Source organism: Niabella sp. ZPM-14, from assembly GCF_055693045.2.
Genome location: NZ_CM181148.1, coordinates 3,958,630 through 3,975,134 on the forward strand (window position 1 = coordinate 3,958,630; position 16,505 = coordinate 3,975,134).

Genomic DNA, 16,505 nt, shown 5'->3' on the forward strand with positions numbered 1-16,505 from the left:
CTGACCGTCCCGGTCTGACGCGTTGCTATAAACAAAAGAGGCTGTTTCCTAATCAGAAACAACCTCTTTCAATTCGTGTAAATTGATTATTTTAATTCCCTGATCTTAATGTTGCGGTAGCTTACTTCGTTGCCATGATCCTGCAGCAGGATATGACCTTTGTCTGCTTCGCCAAAGTTCTTCCATACTTTGTATTTACTGATCTTAACGAGGTCGCGGAATTCAGGCGATTTGCGCTCATACTCCAATACTTTCACGCCGTTCAGCCAATGTTCTACATGATTGTTGGGATATACAATTACTTTTCCGGTGTTCCACTCACCAATTGGCCGGACAGCGTTTGCCTTATCAGAAGTTTTCAGATCGTATAACGAAGCGAGCGTGCGATTGCCATCGCGGCCCAGCTTCGCATCAGGATGCACTTCGTCGTCCAGGATCTGGTATTCCAGTCCGATGGCCGATGCGCCGGTTTTTTCTTTAAGCGTTACAAAATATTTCACACCGCTATTCGCGCCTTTTGTCAGTTTGAAATCAAATGACAGTTCAAAAGCGCTGTACTCACCAGTGGTTACAATATCGCCGACGTTTTGAGATTCTGATCCGTCTGCAGCCTGGATCGTCAACACGCCGTCCCGGATGATCCAGCCGTTAGCCGCCGTAGGGAAAGTGGCCGAGTTGGCGCCGCGCCAACCCTTGCTGGTTTTGCCGTCGAATAATAATGTCCATCCTTCCTTCTTTTCCTTTTTGCTTAGGCTGTTATGCTTCTGAGCTAATAAAAGATTACTGGTCAACAGCAGCAATGAAAACGCCACCACTTTCATAATCGGGTTTGTCTGCATCTTACGTTTTATTATTTTATGTTGTTTGAAAAATTCAAATTGATTTTTTATTATCAATACATTAGTATTTAAAAACCTTATTGTTCACCATCACTTCCTGTGTTTTCTCATCGAAGGTGGCTTTCGATCCTGTATGTGCAGCAGCTGTTGTCATAATATTGGCGATGCTGTGGCTGTATCCCGCTTCCACAGGGGCATTCGGCTGTTTACGGCTGCGTACACATTCCATCCAGTTGCGAACGTGGTTAGACGTGAGCACGTCACCACCGGTGTTGGCCGAAGCTACTACCTGTTCGTTGTTAGGCAATGTCATCTCCGGCAACAGGTTCGGTTCCATGTTCATGGCTGCTGCCATCTTTTTAGTCAGACCTCCCTGCGGAGAAATTTTATTGGTGATCAGGTTCAATTCACCGCCGTTGGAGTAATAGATCTCTGCCGGGCGCTCTTCACCGTTATGCATGCGTGATCCAAAAGTTACCTGGAATCCTTTGGACAGATCATCTGACGGACCATAATCGAAAGCCGCCATGATCGTATCCCAGTTGCGGCGACCATCTTTCCATTGGTAAATACCACCGTTAGCCACAACGCTACGTGGATGTTTCAGTCCGGTGAACCAATGCACCGTGTCGATCTGGTGGCTCATCCATTGCCCGGGCAGGCCGGAGGAATACGGCCAGAACAAGCGATACTCGAGGTAAATCCGCGGATCAAATTTTTCGAACGGACGGTTCATAAGGAAACGCTTCCAGTCAATGTCCTGTTCTTTCAGTTGTTTCAGGAGCTCGGGTCGGCGCCAGCGGCCGGGCTGGTTGACATTCCAGGTCAGCTCTACCATGGTGATGGGCCCGAACTTTCCGGATTTGATAAAATCATTAGCCGCATGATAGTTGGCGCCACTGCGGCGCTGCGAGCCGATCTGCACGATCTTCCCTGATTCTTTCACGGCTTTCAGTGCAGCGCGGTTGTCTTCCATGCTTTCTGCGAAAGGTTTTTCAACGTAAGCATCACAACCGGCCTTTACGGCTTCGATGGTATGCAGGGCGTGTTGAAAGTCCGCGGTGCTGATAAAGACAGCATCCACCATTTTGCTGTTGTACAGCTCTTCATTATTGCGGAAGGCTTTTACATCATTCTTCATCTTTTCCTTCCACATAGCGGCACCTTCTTCCCGGCGCAGCTTCCAGATGTCGGAAACAGCGACTACTTCAAAGTTCAGTTCCCTGGCATGGTTCATAAAGCAGGGCATATGAGAAAAGCGATGGCGGTCTGAAAATCCCACCACGCCGACGCGAACACGCTCGTTGGATCCTACGATGCGATTATAACTTTTGGCGCTGAAAGCATTGTTGGACAAGATCAGTCCGGCGCCGGCCACTGAGGCCTGCTTAAGAAACCTGCGACGCGATTTTTTCATTAGTACTTGTTTTATGCCCGCCCGGATCTACTCTGGTCGGACCGGTTTTTAATGGTGAGATGGAACATTGCAGTATACTTTTCATATACGAAAAATTACTTCCTGTTTTGTTTCATCAGTTTTTATATTTCATGCCCGCCCCGATAAAATGCCGGGCAGACAGTTTTTGTTACAATCGATTCGATCGCTGTCAGATCGCTTATATAAATCCAGCCTCATTTCCTTGCATGAATATAAGCATCTGCTTCGCATTTTTTGAGAGATCATTTTTGGGCTATGAACTGGCAATCCGGATCAGGCACATCGTTTTAGAGCTTAACGTTGCGAATTTATGAAAAGGTTTCAGCGTTTGGCGCATCTTTCCGTAAAGCCGTGTCTATGTTATGTAATAATGCGTTGATATTCATTTTTTTAAATATCGTTCAAGTCCTTGTTTTGAAACAAATCGTCAAATAGTTGAATAAATACTTGTATCAGATGGAAGGTGCTTTTGCCCGAATGGTTGCCTGCCGCCAGCCGGTCAATAGATCATTGATACGGCTGAAAGCCCCTGTTTACGGGCTGTCAGCCCGTATGGTCTGACGAAAGTTGGAACGATTCGTCAAAAAGTTGGATAAAACATGCGAGAGATGTTCTCTTACTTTACATCCGATTTGAAATTGGGATTTTAACGATTGCAGCTCTGATAAGATCCACCTGGTGGAGCCCGGTCAACTTGCAAAAAATCATTACAAAATTTTTAGATAAGAATCAGTCCTGATGCCTGAAGTCCGCATGGTCACTGGCATCAGGGAATAGCAGTCTGTAGCCCTTTAATGTACTGCTGGTAACTGTCTTCGGAAACGATTATATGACTATTATGAATACAAACTTCAAAATGATCCGGCAATATTATGCCTTTGAACATTACAGGAAACTGCTGGTGTCCATATTGTTTACAGCTGCATTATTTATAATGGCTGCCTTGAGTGCATCGGCGCAGGGCCAGCCGGTCACCGGTACGGTCACAGACTCCCTCGGAAATGGAATCGGAGATGTGACGGTCATCGTTAAGGGCACTAATATCAGTACAACCACTGACGCCCAGGGAGCGTTCAGCATCCAGGCAGTTGATGGCGCCGTGCTCACCGTGTCCCACGTCAGTTATCTTACGAAGGAGGTGACCGTAGAGGGAAGTGTTCCCTTGTCAATTGTGCTGCAGGCGTCCGCCACAGGGATGGACGATGTAGTGGTAGTGGGATACGGTACTATGAGAAGAAAAGATCTTACCGGTTCTGTAGTTCAGATCCGCCCCGATAACATCGCCAATGAAAACCCCAAGACCGTTCAGGATATCCTTCGTGGTGCGCCTGGCCTTCGGGTAGGTTTCGATCCTTCGGCAAAAGGTGGTGGTAATATTGAAGTGCGCGGGCGCCGCACGGTTTATAACGACGGCGGACATAATAACCCGCTGATCGTTTTGGATGGAATGCTATTCTATGGTGAGCTTTCAGAGATCAACCCGGATGATATCGACCAGATCGATGTATTGAAAGATGCCTCGGCCGCCGCAGTATACGGGGCCAAAGCGGCAAGTGGTGTGATCATGATCACCACGAAAAAAGGAAAGCGCGGAAAACCCGTGATCACGGCTACCATGAATGCCGGTATCACGCAGCGCAGCCTTTATCGTGAACGGTTTACGCCGGAAGCTTACCTGCAACACAGGGTGGACTGGTTCACCAAGAATACTTACGGATTGAACCAGGAAACAGGTGCTTACGAAGCCTACAGAACGGGCGTGTACGCCAACAAACCTGAATATTTTACCAGTCCGGATAAACTGCCTTCAGATATCTCTGTTGAACAGTGGAGGGGATATGATCCGCAGACGACAGATGAGTCTGACCTGAGCATCTGGGCAAGAAGGATCGGCTTTAACGGTAATGCACTTCAGAACTTTCTTAATGGTAAAACAGTGGACTGGGAAGATCATACTTATCGTACCGGCTTCAACCAGGATTATAACGCTAGTGTAAGCGGCGCGAGTGAGAATGTCAATTATTACCTGTCGATGGGCTACCTGAAGAATGAAGGCGCCATCATCAGCGATAATTACAAGGCCATTCGCTCCAACATGAAGATCAATGCGAAAATCACCAAATGGTTCGAAGTAGGCGCTAACGTGAACTTCCAGGACCGCTCTGACGGAAACGTTGATATCGATGTAGATCAGTCGCTGCGCAATAGTCCTTATGCGGATTACGCGGATGACATGGGAAACCCGATCCAGTTTCCATTGAGCTCTGAATTCAGCCAGCGCGGATATAACTATGACTTCCAGAAAAAATATCTTGAGCTGGAAAAAGGATACACGGTGTTGAACACCATCCTGAATGCTAAATTGAAATTACCTTTTAATATTACTTACTCGTTCAACGTGTCGCCGCGTTACCAGTTCTTCTATGATCGTTATTTCATGTCTGCAGAACTGCCGGGATCTGATCCTAAAACGCGTGGTGCCAACCGGGAGCAGGCTAAACGTTTTGACTGGTCGCTGAACAATACAATCAACTGGGATCAGACCTTTAACCGGAAACATCATGTAATGGTGACATTGGTGCAGGAGGCGGAAAACCGCAGATCCTGGATGGATCGCATAGAAGCGCGTAACATCCTGCCTTCTGACGCATTAGGGTTTCACAATACCAAGAATGGTTCTAAAGAGAACAGCACGTACTCCAGCAGCGATGCGCGTGAAACCGCCGACGGTTTGCTGGCTCGTTTGTTCTATTCTTACGATAACAGATATATGTTTACCGGGTCGGTACGCCGGGATGGATACTCTGCCTTTGGAACTTCCAATCCCTATGCGTTTTTCCCTTCTGCTTCTCTTGCCTGGACCTTCACTAATGAGAAATTCTTCAAGTGGAACAGCATCATGAGCAATGGTAAGCTTCGGTTGTCCTATGGTAAGAATGGTAACCGTTCCCTGGCCAATCCTTATCTGGCCTTGGCCAACCTTTATGAAGGAGCAGGTAAGATGCAAGGCTATCTTAATTCATCAGGACAGTTGCAGCTCTACAGGTACTTAATGGCTGACAGGCTCGCTAACCCTAACCTGCAGTGGGAGAAAACGGCCTCCTGGAACGTGGGTCTGGACTTTGGTTTCCTCAAGGACCGTATTACGGGAACGCTGGAATATTACCGCATGCAGACGAAAGACATGGTGATGAACCAGCGCCTGCCGAGCTTTACCGGGTTTGGTAGCATTACCACCAATCTGGGACAAGTTGATAACTCAGGTTTTGAGGTAGCATTGAATACCGTAAATATTACGAATGATAAAGTACAGTGGACGACGACCATTGGTTTGTCTTACAACAAAAACCGCATCGTGCATCTTTACTATGACCGGGAAAACATCCTGGATGCCAGCGGAAATATCATCGGCACTAAAGAAAGAGATGATATACCCAACGGATGGTTTATCGGGCAACCTATCGGGGCGATCTGGGATTACAACGTGACCGGTATCTGGCAGGCCAACGAGGCGGCACAAGCCGCTGAATACGGACAGGCTCCCGGCGATCCTAAGGTAGCAAACAACTACACCGCTGATGATGTAGTGGGCGCCGATGGTAAAGTGACGCACACCTACAATGACAAGGATAAGGAATTCCTGGGTGTGAGCACACCGCCCGTGCATTGGTCTTTCCGCAACGAAGTGGTGTTGTGGAACAACCTGAGCGTTTCCTTTAATATTTATTCTTACATGGGACATAAAAGCCTGGAAGGCTATTATCTGAACAATGACGATGATGGCGGCCGGATGACGTACGCACTGGCTAACCTGCCTGCGAAGGAATACTGGACCATCAACAATCCTACGAATGATTATGGACGCATCGAAGCCAGAGGCCCAACGGGAGCAGCAGGTGCGGGAAAATTGTACGACCGTTCCTTTATCCGTCTTGACAATATTTCAGCGGGTTATACATTGCCACAGCAGTGGACCTCTAAGTGGAATATCAATCGCGTTAAGGTCTTTGGTACGGTGCGCAATGTGGCCGTTTGGGCTAAGGACTGGGAGTTTGGCGATCCTGAAACCGGTGGATGGGCTGCGCGCGTGTATAACCTGGGCTTGAACTTAATTTTCTAATTTATTAATCTGAAAGATATGCGACAGATAATGCAAAAGATTACTCATATAAACAAGTGCCTGGCATTGGTAGTAGGCAGTTCTCTGCTGTTCAGCAGTTGTTCAAAAGATTTTTTGAAACCCGAGCCGCTGTCATTTTATGAGCCTGACGCGACCTTCAGTACGGAAGCGGGTTTGATGTCAGCGGTAGCTATTTGCGACCGCCACCTGAAAGGGTACTGGGCTACTGATCACAACGAAATGCTCACCCTGGGTACGGAATACATTTTTTCTGAGATGATGGTAGCGGGCGCTACGGACAAGCGCAACATGCTTGCGGATGTCGCCAATATGCTGACGCCTACCAGTGAGACTTCTTATCAGAATCTCGACAGGACCAACAGTATCTGGTATTTATGGGAAGAGACTTACAAGGGGATTATGTATGCCAATACCATTATACAATATGTGGATGGTGTAGAAACGCTCGATGAGGCTACCAAGAATGCTTATAAAGGCAGGGCTTATTTTCACCGCGCCTTTCGCTATATGGCTTTAGTGTTCGAATTCGGAGATGTGCCGCTGGTAACAAAGTTATTGGAGGTTCCCAAGCAGAACTATCGGAGCACCAAGCGCGACGCGATCCTGCAAATGCTGGTAAAGGACATGGAGTTTGCGGTACAATGGGTGCCCGAACAAAAAAACATGCCGCTGGTAGGGATGATCAACAAAGGCGCTTGCCGCATGTTGCTGACCAAATGTTACCTCGCGTTGGGTGAGTATGCTAAAGCAAAAGAACAAACAGATATATTGATCAATCAGTCGGGGTACGCACTGATGCAGGACAACTTTGGTACCTTCAACGATGGCGGTGAGCCACAGACCTGGCCTATCACCCGTAACGTGATCTGGGACCTGCACCGTGCGGAAAATAAACTGATCCCGGCTAACCAGGAAGTGATCATGGGCATGCCCAATCGTGGTGCAGATGCTGAGTCGTTCGTACAGATGCTGACGATGCGCATTCTTTACCCCTTTGTTTTTGACGCCCGCGTAAAAACAAAAGATGGTAAGCAGGCCTTGTTAAACATCAGGCGGGATAACACCGCCAATTACAATCCCCAATATGATTACATGAGGGCGTTTGGCCGTGGTATTGCTACTTTCCGGCCTACGCATTTCGCTACTGATGGTTTGTGGAGCGTGAATGGCGTGATGGATGATGGTGACCTGCGTCATAGTTCTGAAGTAGGTAACTGGGTGCGTATGGAAGATTACAAGGTGAACAACAAAGCATCTACTGAATTTGGAAAGCCACTTACCTTGTACAATCCGGACAACGGCGCCCTGCTTTGCAGCGACACTATTCGCCGCTGGTTTGATGTGCCGCACTATAAACTGTTTTTAGATGATCCTGTGAATGAGGCGAACATTAAAGGTTCTGATGGACTTAGGGGAGCTACGAACGGCGGTAATGCAGACTGGTACCTGTACCGGCTGGCGGAAGCCTATTTGTTGAGGGCGGAAGCTAAATACTACATGAACCCGGGTGATGCGAGCATTGCAGAAGATCTGAATGTGATCAGGAGAAGAGCGAGATGTAAGCAATTGTACCAGGGTGCTGTTACGATAGGTGATATCATGAATGAGCGTGCGAGAGAATTGTATTGGGAGGAATGGCGCAATGTAGAGCTGAAGCGTGTTTCATTATGCCTGGCGCGGAGTGGTAAGCCTGATGAGTGGGGGCAGACCTATGTTCTTGACAACTTCGACAAGCAGAGCGGCACAGGGCCTACAGGCGGCAGCTATTGGTACCAGCGGATCGTGCACTACAGCATGTACAACAAAGGACCGATCCAGATCGACGCGACCGGTAACAGCAATCCGAATTATACCATGGATAAGAAAAACCATTACTGGCCGATCCCTTATGCAGCGATCACCGCGAATAATAAAGGAGAGCTGGCTCAGAACTTCGGATATGACGGTTATAATGCCAATGCACCCAAGTGGGATAATTGGGAAGATGCCGTGGCAGATGAGGAGATAGCAGGACAGTAAGAGATATCATGAAAGGATAAGCAAGGGAAGACGGTCAGTCTTCCCTTTTTATATGCAATACCAGACATGGTTGCAGCTCCGCGAAGTCACAGTCGTGAATCTATGTTAAGACAATTATACGCGCTGTCTTTTAAACAATAGTGACACCGGCATTTGAAAAGTGATCATTCGTGAACTCGTGGCGAACCCTTCTCCAGTAATTTGCTAACTGCTCATACTCTGGGCAGAGAGTTGAAATATTCCGCGGGGGACATTTTGAAATATCGCTGAAAGTTGCGCGTGAAGAGGCTTTGAGAGCTGTAGCCCACCATTTTCGAGATCTCAAAAAAAGTGAACTCGTTTTCCGCGATCAGGCTCGCTGCTTTTTTCAGGCGGGTAATATCTACCAGCTCTTTCGGCGAAAGGGAAGAAAGCGATTTGATTTTCCGGTAGAAGGTAGTGCGGCTCATGAACATATGTTCCGCCAGTTTGTCGATGTCGATATTCGGGTCCTTGATATTTGTGCGAATGTACTCATCCAGTTTCTTCAGGAATGCCTCGTCCGTTTTGGAATGTGCCATCACGCGCACATCTTCAAAGGGAGAGCTGGCAAAATGATCTTTTATTTTACGGCGGTTCTTCAGCAGGTTGGCGATCTGCACCTGCAGCAGCTCTGAAGAAAACGGTTTCTGGATATAAGCGTCTGCGCCTACTTCCAGCCCTTCGATATGCGCTTTATACGTATTCTTGGAAGTCAACAGAATAATGGGGATATGGCAATATTCCACATTTGATTTAATCCGGCGGCACAGTTCAAACCCATCAATGCCCGGCATCATGATGTCGGATATAATTAAATGGATTACCTCTTTGTCCAGGATCTGCTGGGCCACTTCACCGTTGATCGCTAAATGCAGGGTGTACTGATCTCCTAATACCACGGATAAAAAGTCAAGGATGTCTTCGTTGTCATCAATAATCAGAATACTGTCAACCATATTAACCTAATTTTTTCCAACTACTTAATTGAAATTCAAATTTTTGATGTATGGGCAATTGAAGTTCAAAAATAGTCAAATCTGCCGCACCTGGCACGATTTGCAGCGATCCGTTGTGCAGCTCTGTAAGTGAGCGGGCCAGCGGCAGGCCAATGCCGGTGCCGGGTTGATCGTTCCCGCGCAGCCTGAAGAATGGCTCAAACACTTTTTCGCGAAACTCCGGCGCGATGCCTTTGCCATCGTTGATAAACCGTATCGTAAACAGGGTGTCTGATGGTGCTACCGGGCTAATATCCACGGTGGCCATCGTTGCTGCATATTTGACGGCGTTGGACAACAGGTTGGTGCAGATCTTGATCAGCGCCTCCCGGTCTACAAAAGCCACAAAGTGGTTAGGCGGTAAGACGGTGTTCAATGTTACCTGCTGGGCCGCTGCCTGTTGCTGAAACGTAGCGGCCAGGTCGCTGACAAGCGCAACAATATCGGTCTCAACAAAATTGAGACTGAATTGATGTGCCTCCGTCTTCCTGAAATCCAGTAACTGGCTGGTTAGCTCTACCAGGCGATTGGCGTTTTTCTCCGCGATCATCAGGCTTTTTCGCACGTCAGGCTGGGTGTCAGATTTTTTGATCATCCATTCAATAGGCCCTGCGATCAGCGTGAGCGGGGTTTGGATCTCATGCGTAATATTTGTAAAAAATTCGATCTTGGCCTGGTACACTTCTTTCTCTTTTTCATGTTCAAACAGCTGAAGCTTTCTCAGGTTCTTCCGTTCCTGGTAGCGGTGATAAAGACGAATGCATATATAAAGTGCCAATGTTGCAAGCAAAGCATACAATACATAAGCCATTGTGCTCTTCCAAAAGGGCGGCAGGATCGTGATATAAAGGCGGCGCTCTTTCCCCGCCCAGTTTCCTACATTGCTTTCTGCTTTGACTATGAATTCATAATTGCCTGGCGACAGATCCGTGAAATAGGCATTGCGATTGATGTCCAGGTAGGTCCAGGCATTGTCCATTCCTTTCATCAGGTATCGGTATCTGGTCACTTCCGGCGAAGAAAAATTTAATGTGGCAAACTCGATACTGAAATTATTCTGGTCATGCGACAAGACGATCGTATCAGTATACAAAATGGATTGGGAAAGAGGGCTTCTGTCGTCGTTGGGGTCTACTTCGCGGTTATCGATTTTAAAGCCGGTGATGTAAGTAGGCGGATTGGAGGGTTGCTGATCAAAAGAGGCAGGGTCAAATGCGATCATGCCCTTCACGGAGCCAAAGTAAAGTTTACCGTTGGTATGTTTGTAAGCTGAGTTATAATTGAACTGGTCTGTGATCAAGCCGTTGGCCCGTGTATACACTTTTGTTTTTTCCGTGCGCATGTCCAGGCATATCAATCCTTTAAGCGAGCTGATCCAAAGACGTTTTGAGTCGTCTTCCAGAATGCCGTACAATACGTTAGTCGGCAATCCATTGGAAGTAGTAAACCGTCTCATCGTTTTCCAGTCAGGGCTTAGCCGGATCAATCCGCCGCCGGTGGTGGCAAACCACATATTCTGATCGCTGTCTTCAAAGATGTCGTACACGGAGAATTCATTGATTGCTTCGCCGTTGAGGGTGTCACCAAACCGGAAGTTACCATGACTGCCATCTTTAGGATTATAATAGTAAGCGCCCTGGACAACGCTGCCCGTCCATATATTACCCTTCGAGTCTTCCAGTATGTCGAATACATAAGAGTTGAAAGGAATTTCTTTGATGCGCTGAAACGTCTTTTTGAGCGGATCAAAAAGGAACAGGCCTGAACCATGGTAAGCGGTGCCCACATATAAGGAGTTGTCCCTGGTACGATATACCGAAATAACAAAGTCGCTGGGTTGTTCGCCGTCTCCGCCGATCAGCTTAAACCGGTCGGTAATAAGTCCGGTGCGCATGTCCATTATTTCTAACCCTTGCAGAAAAGGACCAATAAATAATTGATGATCCCAGGCCAGCAGCCCGTGGATGTTGGGGTAGGAGATCGCACCCTTTTTTCCTGTGGCAGCAAATTGAGTGAATTTTCCTGTTTTTAAATTCAGTTGATTCAGTCCCGCATCTTCGGTGCCGATCCACAAGTTGTTATTATTGTCTGCACAGATTTCCCTGACTGCATTCCCTGAAATGGAGTTAAGGCCGGGTTGTGTGTAGTATTTCTCAAACCGGGCATTTTCCTGCGAGTAATAATTCAGGCCGCCAAAGAAAGTGCCCAACCACATGCCGCCCTGGTTGTCCTTGCACACGGCATAAACTGCGTTGTCGGAGAGGGCATAAGGATCGCCCGCTCTTTTGCTGAGATGTTGGCTGGACCCGCACACCCTATCGTGGATGTAAACACCTGATTCCGTGGCGATCCAGTATTCATCGCCGGTTCCGCGGGTAATATCCCGCACATAGATATCGGTATTTTTATCAGGCAGCAAGGCTATGCCCGTCACCTGTCCCGTTGGTATATGATACCGCTTTAGCCCTTGTTTGAAACACCCGATCAAAAGTTCGTCTTTATTAACCGGGTATATTCTGCTGATCGAACGCGCGTTGACCGGAACACTGGTGTTGATGATCCTTCGCGTGCCAACGGCTGCTCCTTTTTTGGCGTCAAAGATGCTGATCGTTCCGTCATTGGTTCCCAACCATAGATTTTTATTGTAATCCAGCGACATACAAGAGGCGGGTGTTTTCAGATCTTCAAATTGATGCCGCCGCTGATCATATTTACGAAGAGAAAAATTGACCAGGCACCAGAGATTATTTTCATCATCGATAATAATATTGCTGGTATACTGACTCGGCGCAATATCGAGTTTAACAAAAACTTCTTTGAACGGATCGTATTTAAAAATGCCCTTGCCGGTACCGATCCAGATCATCCCGTTCCTGTCTTCTGCAATGCTGTTAATGATGTTATTGCCCAGGCTGCCAAACTTATTGTTCTTGTTTTTATAATTCTTAAAAGTATACCCGTCAAAACGGTTCAGTCCCGCGCGTGTGCCGATCCAGATCATACCCTTGCTATCCTGCATGATAGCCGACACGGCGTTATGCACCAATCCGTCATCCACCTGGTAATGTTTAAAATAATACTGACCATGGCAGGGCGATATAGCAAGCTGGAATAGAACGCTCAGGCAGAGCAAAAACTGGAGGACACGCATGTTTACTAACTCAAATATAGAAAATGACGTTTACACTTGCTACATTTTAAACAGCACCTTGCAAAAACGCGACATGAGTACCAATAATTGATACATTTTTGAAAAAGTTCGACCAATGGTTGTCGTGATAATTCATTTATTTTGGCCCAACATCATTGCTCCAGCCGCTCTTTAAAGTATGGATGGAATACTGATAACAATTGCGTTCATGTGATTCTGATCTGTACTACTTAAAATTGAATAAAACTATAACAATGCGCTTGCTTTTATCCTTACTCTTCATGGGGTTGATGCTCCATAGTAAAGCCCAGCAACTGGTGTTACCGGGTGATCATCCGGATCCTTCGGTCGTTCAAATCGGCAAAAAATATTGGGCCGCAGGTACCACATCTAACTGGTTCCCTGCTTTTACTTTGTACCAATCCGAAGATCTGGTGAATTGGAAATCCTCAGGCCATGTGTTTAACAAATTGCCCGATTGGGCTGATTATTACCTGTGGGCGCCTGAAATTACTTACGATAACGGAAAAGTGTATCTCTATTACACTGCGCATAAAAGAGGCGGCAACCTGTGTATTGCGACTGCCGTTGCAGACAGTCCGGAAGGGCCTTACACCGACCTGGGCCCTTTGATGTGCCAGGAGTATGGCTCCATTGATGCTTTCCCCATGCGGGATGAAAACGGGAAGTTATACATGATCTGGAAGGAGGACGGCAACAGTGTGAAAAAGCCGACACCTATATGGGCGCAGGAAATGAAAGAAGATCGCACAGCGCTGATCGGCGAAAAGAAGGAGCTGTTTCGTGGCGATGCGCCCTGGGAGAAGAACCTCGTAGAAGGCGTTTCGATCATTAAGAACGGCGAATATTTTTATGCGTTTTATGCAGCGGCGGCTTGTTGTGGCAAGACCTGTAACTACGGCACCGGGATCGCGCGGGCAAAAAAATTACTTGGCCCTTGGGAGAAATATCCCGGGAACCCTGTGTTGGCCAGCGATTCCAAATGGACCTGCCCGGGTCATGGAACGCCCGTTCAGCGCGATGGACGTTTCTACTTTTTATACCATGGTTATAGCACGTCCAGCGGCGCATATGGTGGGCGCCAGGGTTTGTTAAACGAGTTCAGGTTCACACAGGATGGTTGGATAACATTTTTGAATGGCACTCGTTATGGAAAGGTGCGGCACGCCAAAGCGATCACGGACCATTTTTCTGCGAAGCAACTGGGTGATGGCTGGCATTGGAGCGTCTTCAAAAACGTGGAGCACACGATATCGGGAGATGCTTTGCAATTAAAAGCTTTGCCGTCGCTGACAGGCGCCTACATGGGACAGTCGGTGAGATGGGCAGATTATAGTGCACAAGTTACTTTAAAAAAAGGATACACTTCTGAGGCCGGTCTGGCCCTGATTGGCGATGATAAAAATGTGGTATGCGCTACTGTTGAAGGCGATCATATTCGCATCAAACAAATCAAGGCTGGCGAAACAAAAGTGCTGGCCGAAAAGGAAATAACACCTGGTGCAAGCCTGGTCTTTAAGGTGCAGGTGATGGATAACACGCAGGCATCTTTTGCTTACAGTACGGACGGAAAACGTTTTATGACGCTGAACCGGGAGGCAGCTGATATATCGTTCCTTCCTCCGTGGGATCGTTCGGTACGGGTGGGGATGATTTCGAAAGGCACTCCGGCTCAATCGGCCTGGTTTGAAAAGTTCAGCATGAAGAGCCTGTAAGCTGCTGCAGGTACTGCTTTACACGAGTGGGACAGGCTTGTCTCTTTCAATACAAGGAGATGGTTCCCCGCTGAGATTTCTCCCCGTCCGTTCCGGCACGAGCGGGCGCTCATTTTCCTTTCAGAAAATTCGGTCAGAACGACGTTTTTATTGAACTGCTTCGAGATACGTGATCAGCAACGATCCTCAAACTTGGCACGATTCGTCAAAAGCTTGAATAGAATTTGTTAATCACATGTGTTTTCTTCGTAGAACGAAACGATTGTGTGAAAGCCGATGCCGTAAAAACGTAGCCATTGATCCATGCAGGTACTATCATTAATAATATAGTTTGAGAGATTACGCCGGAAACTCTGTGTTGACTACTTCCTGGTGATGATTACCGTTGGTTCGGAATACGCGGATGGTAACAGCTGGCTGGGTGTATAACTTTAAGTTGTCTTACAAACAAGTTTGCACATGGAACTCATTGTCTCACTGACGCCCGGGATAACAAAGATTGGATCATACAGCCATTAAAGGTCTTCCGGCGAAGTCGCTCCTTAATCACTCTGGCAAGGGCAGGTGAACCGAAAAAACAAGCTAATGAAACGCTCCATATAAAAAATCAGCGGCTTAGCCGCAAACTAAAAACTCTACGAATGAAAAAGATCACCCTCAACCTCAGTTTTCTCCTCTTCCTCCCGCTGTTGTGGACCGCTTGCCGGAAATCGCCCGGCTGGTCAGAGCCACCCGAAGACCTTTCCACGTTAATCGTTGACAGCACTTTCACCAATCCTATTCTGACAGGCGGCCCTGATCCCTGGGTCACTGAGAAAAACGGCACTTACTACTACACCTACACCCAGGGAAGCAAACTCGTTATTCTGGAAACCCGCAATGTATCAGAACTCGCTTCTGCCAAAAGATATGAAGTCTGGACGCCACCGGCAGGACAGGCCTACTCAAAAAATTTATGGGCTCCTGAGCTTCATGAAATCGACGGAAAGTGGTATTTGTATTTTGCTGCCGACAATGGCCAGAACGCCAATCACCGCATGTATGTGGTGGAAAATACCTCGCCCAACCCGGTTGAGGGGAGCTGGGAATTGAAAGGAAAAGTGGCGGATGCCACGGATCAATGGGCCATCGACGGAACGGTTTTTCGCCATAATGGCCAGCTATACATGTTGTGGTCAGGCGGCAATGCAGGTGCGCCTCCGCAACATATTTACATTGCCAGGATGAGTAACCCGTGGACCATCTCAGGTGAAAAAGTGATCATTTCCTCACCGGAATACAATTGGGAGAAAACAGGAAACCCGATCAATGAAGGTCCGCAGGTGCTGGTCAATCCGCAGGGCCGCGTCTTTATCGTGTACTCGGGTAGCGGCTATTGGGTCGATACCTATTGCCTCGGGCTGCTTTCCCTTAGCGAGAACGGGGACCCGATGAATCCGTCTGACTGGGTGAAAACTCCGGAGCCTGTCTTTTCGATGAATGCAGCAAGCAGCGCTTACGGACCGGGACATAACGGGTTTTTCAAATCGCCCGACGGTACGGAAGACTGGATCATTTATCATGCACGCACAAAGCCGAACGGCGGCAGCAACAACGGCCGAAACCCTCGTATACAGAGGTTTTCATGGAACGCAGATGGTACGCCTAATTTTGGAACACCTGCTCCCGTTGAAACACCTTTGAGAAGACCATCGGGAGAAACGATACGGTTGATCTATCCTAAAGATCAGTGGACGATTGCCGGGTTTAGTTCGGAAGAAACGAATAACAGCCGTTTGGCCATCCGCCTGATCGATGATCAGTTATCAACCTACTGGATTGCCCGTTATTCGTCTGAGCCTACCCAATACCCCGACCATTGGATCAGTGTAGACATGGGTATTGCAGCCAAAGTGGACGGGTTTATTATCTCTCAGAAAGCCGGCGACCGCAAGGTAAAAGAGCTGGAGATCTTTAGCAGCAACGATAGTACGACCTGGGAAAGCCTCGGCGTATTTTCTCTGAACAATATTGACCTCCTGAAGCAATATGTGGATCTGCCACAGCGCAGGGAGTTCAGGTATTTTAAACTCGTTCCCCGATCGGGTCATGACAGCCAGCCGCAGCCCGGACTGGCAGAGGTTTCCGCCTTCAGGCTTCCGAATTAAAGTCGCCGGATGGTTTAG

At 47.7% G+C, this 16,505-nt stretch carries 8 protein-coding genes; 4 read left to right on the plus strand and 4 right to left on the minus strand.

Annotated features, from left to right (window positions below; all coding sequences use genetic code 11):
• Positions 1 to 86 precede the first annotated feature (86 nt).
• On the minus strand, positions 87 to 839 hold the full coding sequence (locus tag ACU37H_RS16855) for a 3-keto-disaccharide hydrolase (protein ID WP_472704916.1): 753 nt from the start codon (positions 837 to 839) through the stop codon (positions 87 to 89).
• 61 nt (positions 840 to 900) lie between these two features.
• Positions 901 to 2,256 (minus strand): Gfo/Idh/MocA family protein, encoded by a 1,356-nt coding sequence (locus tag ACU37H_RS16860; RefSeq protein ID WP_472704914.1) that lies wholly within the window; start codon positions 2,254 to 2,256, stop codon positions 901 to 903.
• A gap of 859 nt (positions 2,257 to 3,115) precedes the next feature.
• Here ACU37H_RS16860 and ACU37H_RS16865 point away from each other — a divergent pair.
• Both ACU37H_RS16865 and ACU37H_RS16870 read left to right on the plus strand, forming a co-directional pair.
• Entirely contained in the window at positions 3,116 to 6,397 is a 3,282-nt protein-coding gene (locus ACU37H_RS16865; protein WP_472704912.1) for a SusC/RagA family TonB-linked outer membrane protein, read from the plus strand.
• 18 nt (positions 6,398 to 6,415) lie between these two features.
• Complete coding sequence (locus ACU37H_RS16870) at positions 6,416 to 8,437, plus strand: RagB/SusD family nutrient uptake outer membrane protein (RefSeq protein ID WP_472704910.1); 2,022 nt, start codon at positions 6,416 to 6,418, stop codon at positions 8,435 to 8,437.
• Between the two features lie 212 nt (positions 8,438 to 8,649).
• On the opposite strand, the gene ACU37H_RS16875 is transcribed toward ACU37H_RS16870, so the two are convergent.
• Together ACU37H_RS16875 and ACU37H_RS16880 are read right to left on the minus strand one after the other, a co-directional pair.
• A complete protein-coding gene (locus ACU37H_RS16875; RefSeq protein WP_472704908.1) occupies positions 8,650 to 9,414 on the minus strand; it encodes a response regulator transcription factor in 765 nt (254 codons plus the stop codon).
• A 1-nt stretch (position 9,415) separates the two neighbouring features.
• Positions 9,416 to 12,604, minus strand: a complete 3,189-nt coding sequence (locus ACU37H_RS16880) for a ligand-binding sensor domain-containing protein (protein WP_472704906.1) — start codon at positions 12,602 to 12,604, stop codon at positions 9,416 to 9,418.
• Positions 12,605 to 12,858: 254 nt separating this feature from the next.
• Between ACU37H_RS16880 and ACU37H_RS16885 the strand changes: the two genes are divergently transcribed.
• Complete coding sequence (locus tag ACU37H_RS16885) at positions 12,859 to 14,340, plus strand: family 43 glycosylhydrolase (RefSeq protein ID WP_472704904.1); 1,482 nt, start codon at positions 12,859 to 12,861, stop codon at positions 14,338 to 14,340.
• Positions 14,341 to 14,981: 641 nt separating this feature from the next.
• The gene (locus ACU37H_RS16890) at positions 14,982 to 16,487 is read left to right on the plus strand and encodes a family 43 glycosylhydrolase (RefSeq protein ID WP_472704902.1); all 1,506 of its coding nucleotides are present in this window, start codon (positions 14,982 to 14,984) and stop codon (positions 16,485 to 16,487) included.
• The last annotated feature ends 18 nt before the right edge of the window (positions 16,488 to 16,505 follow it).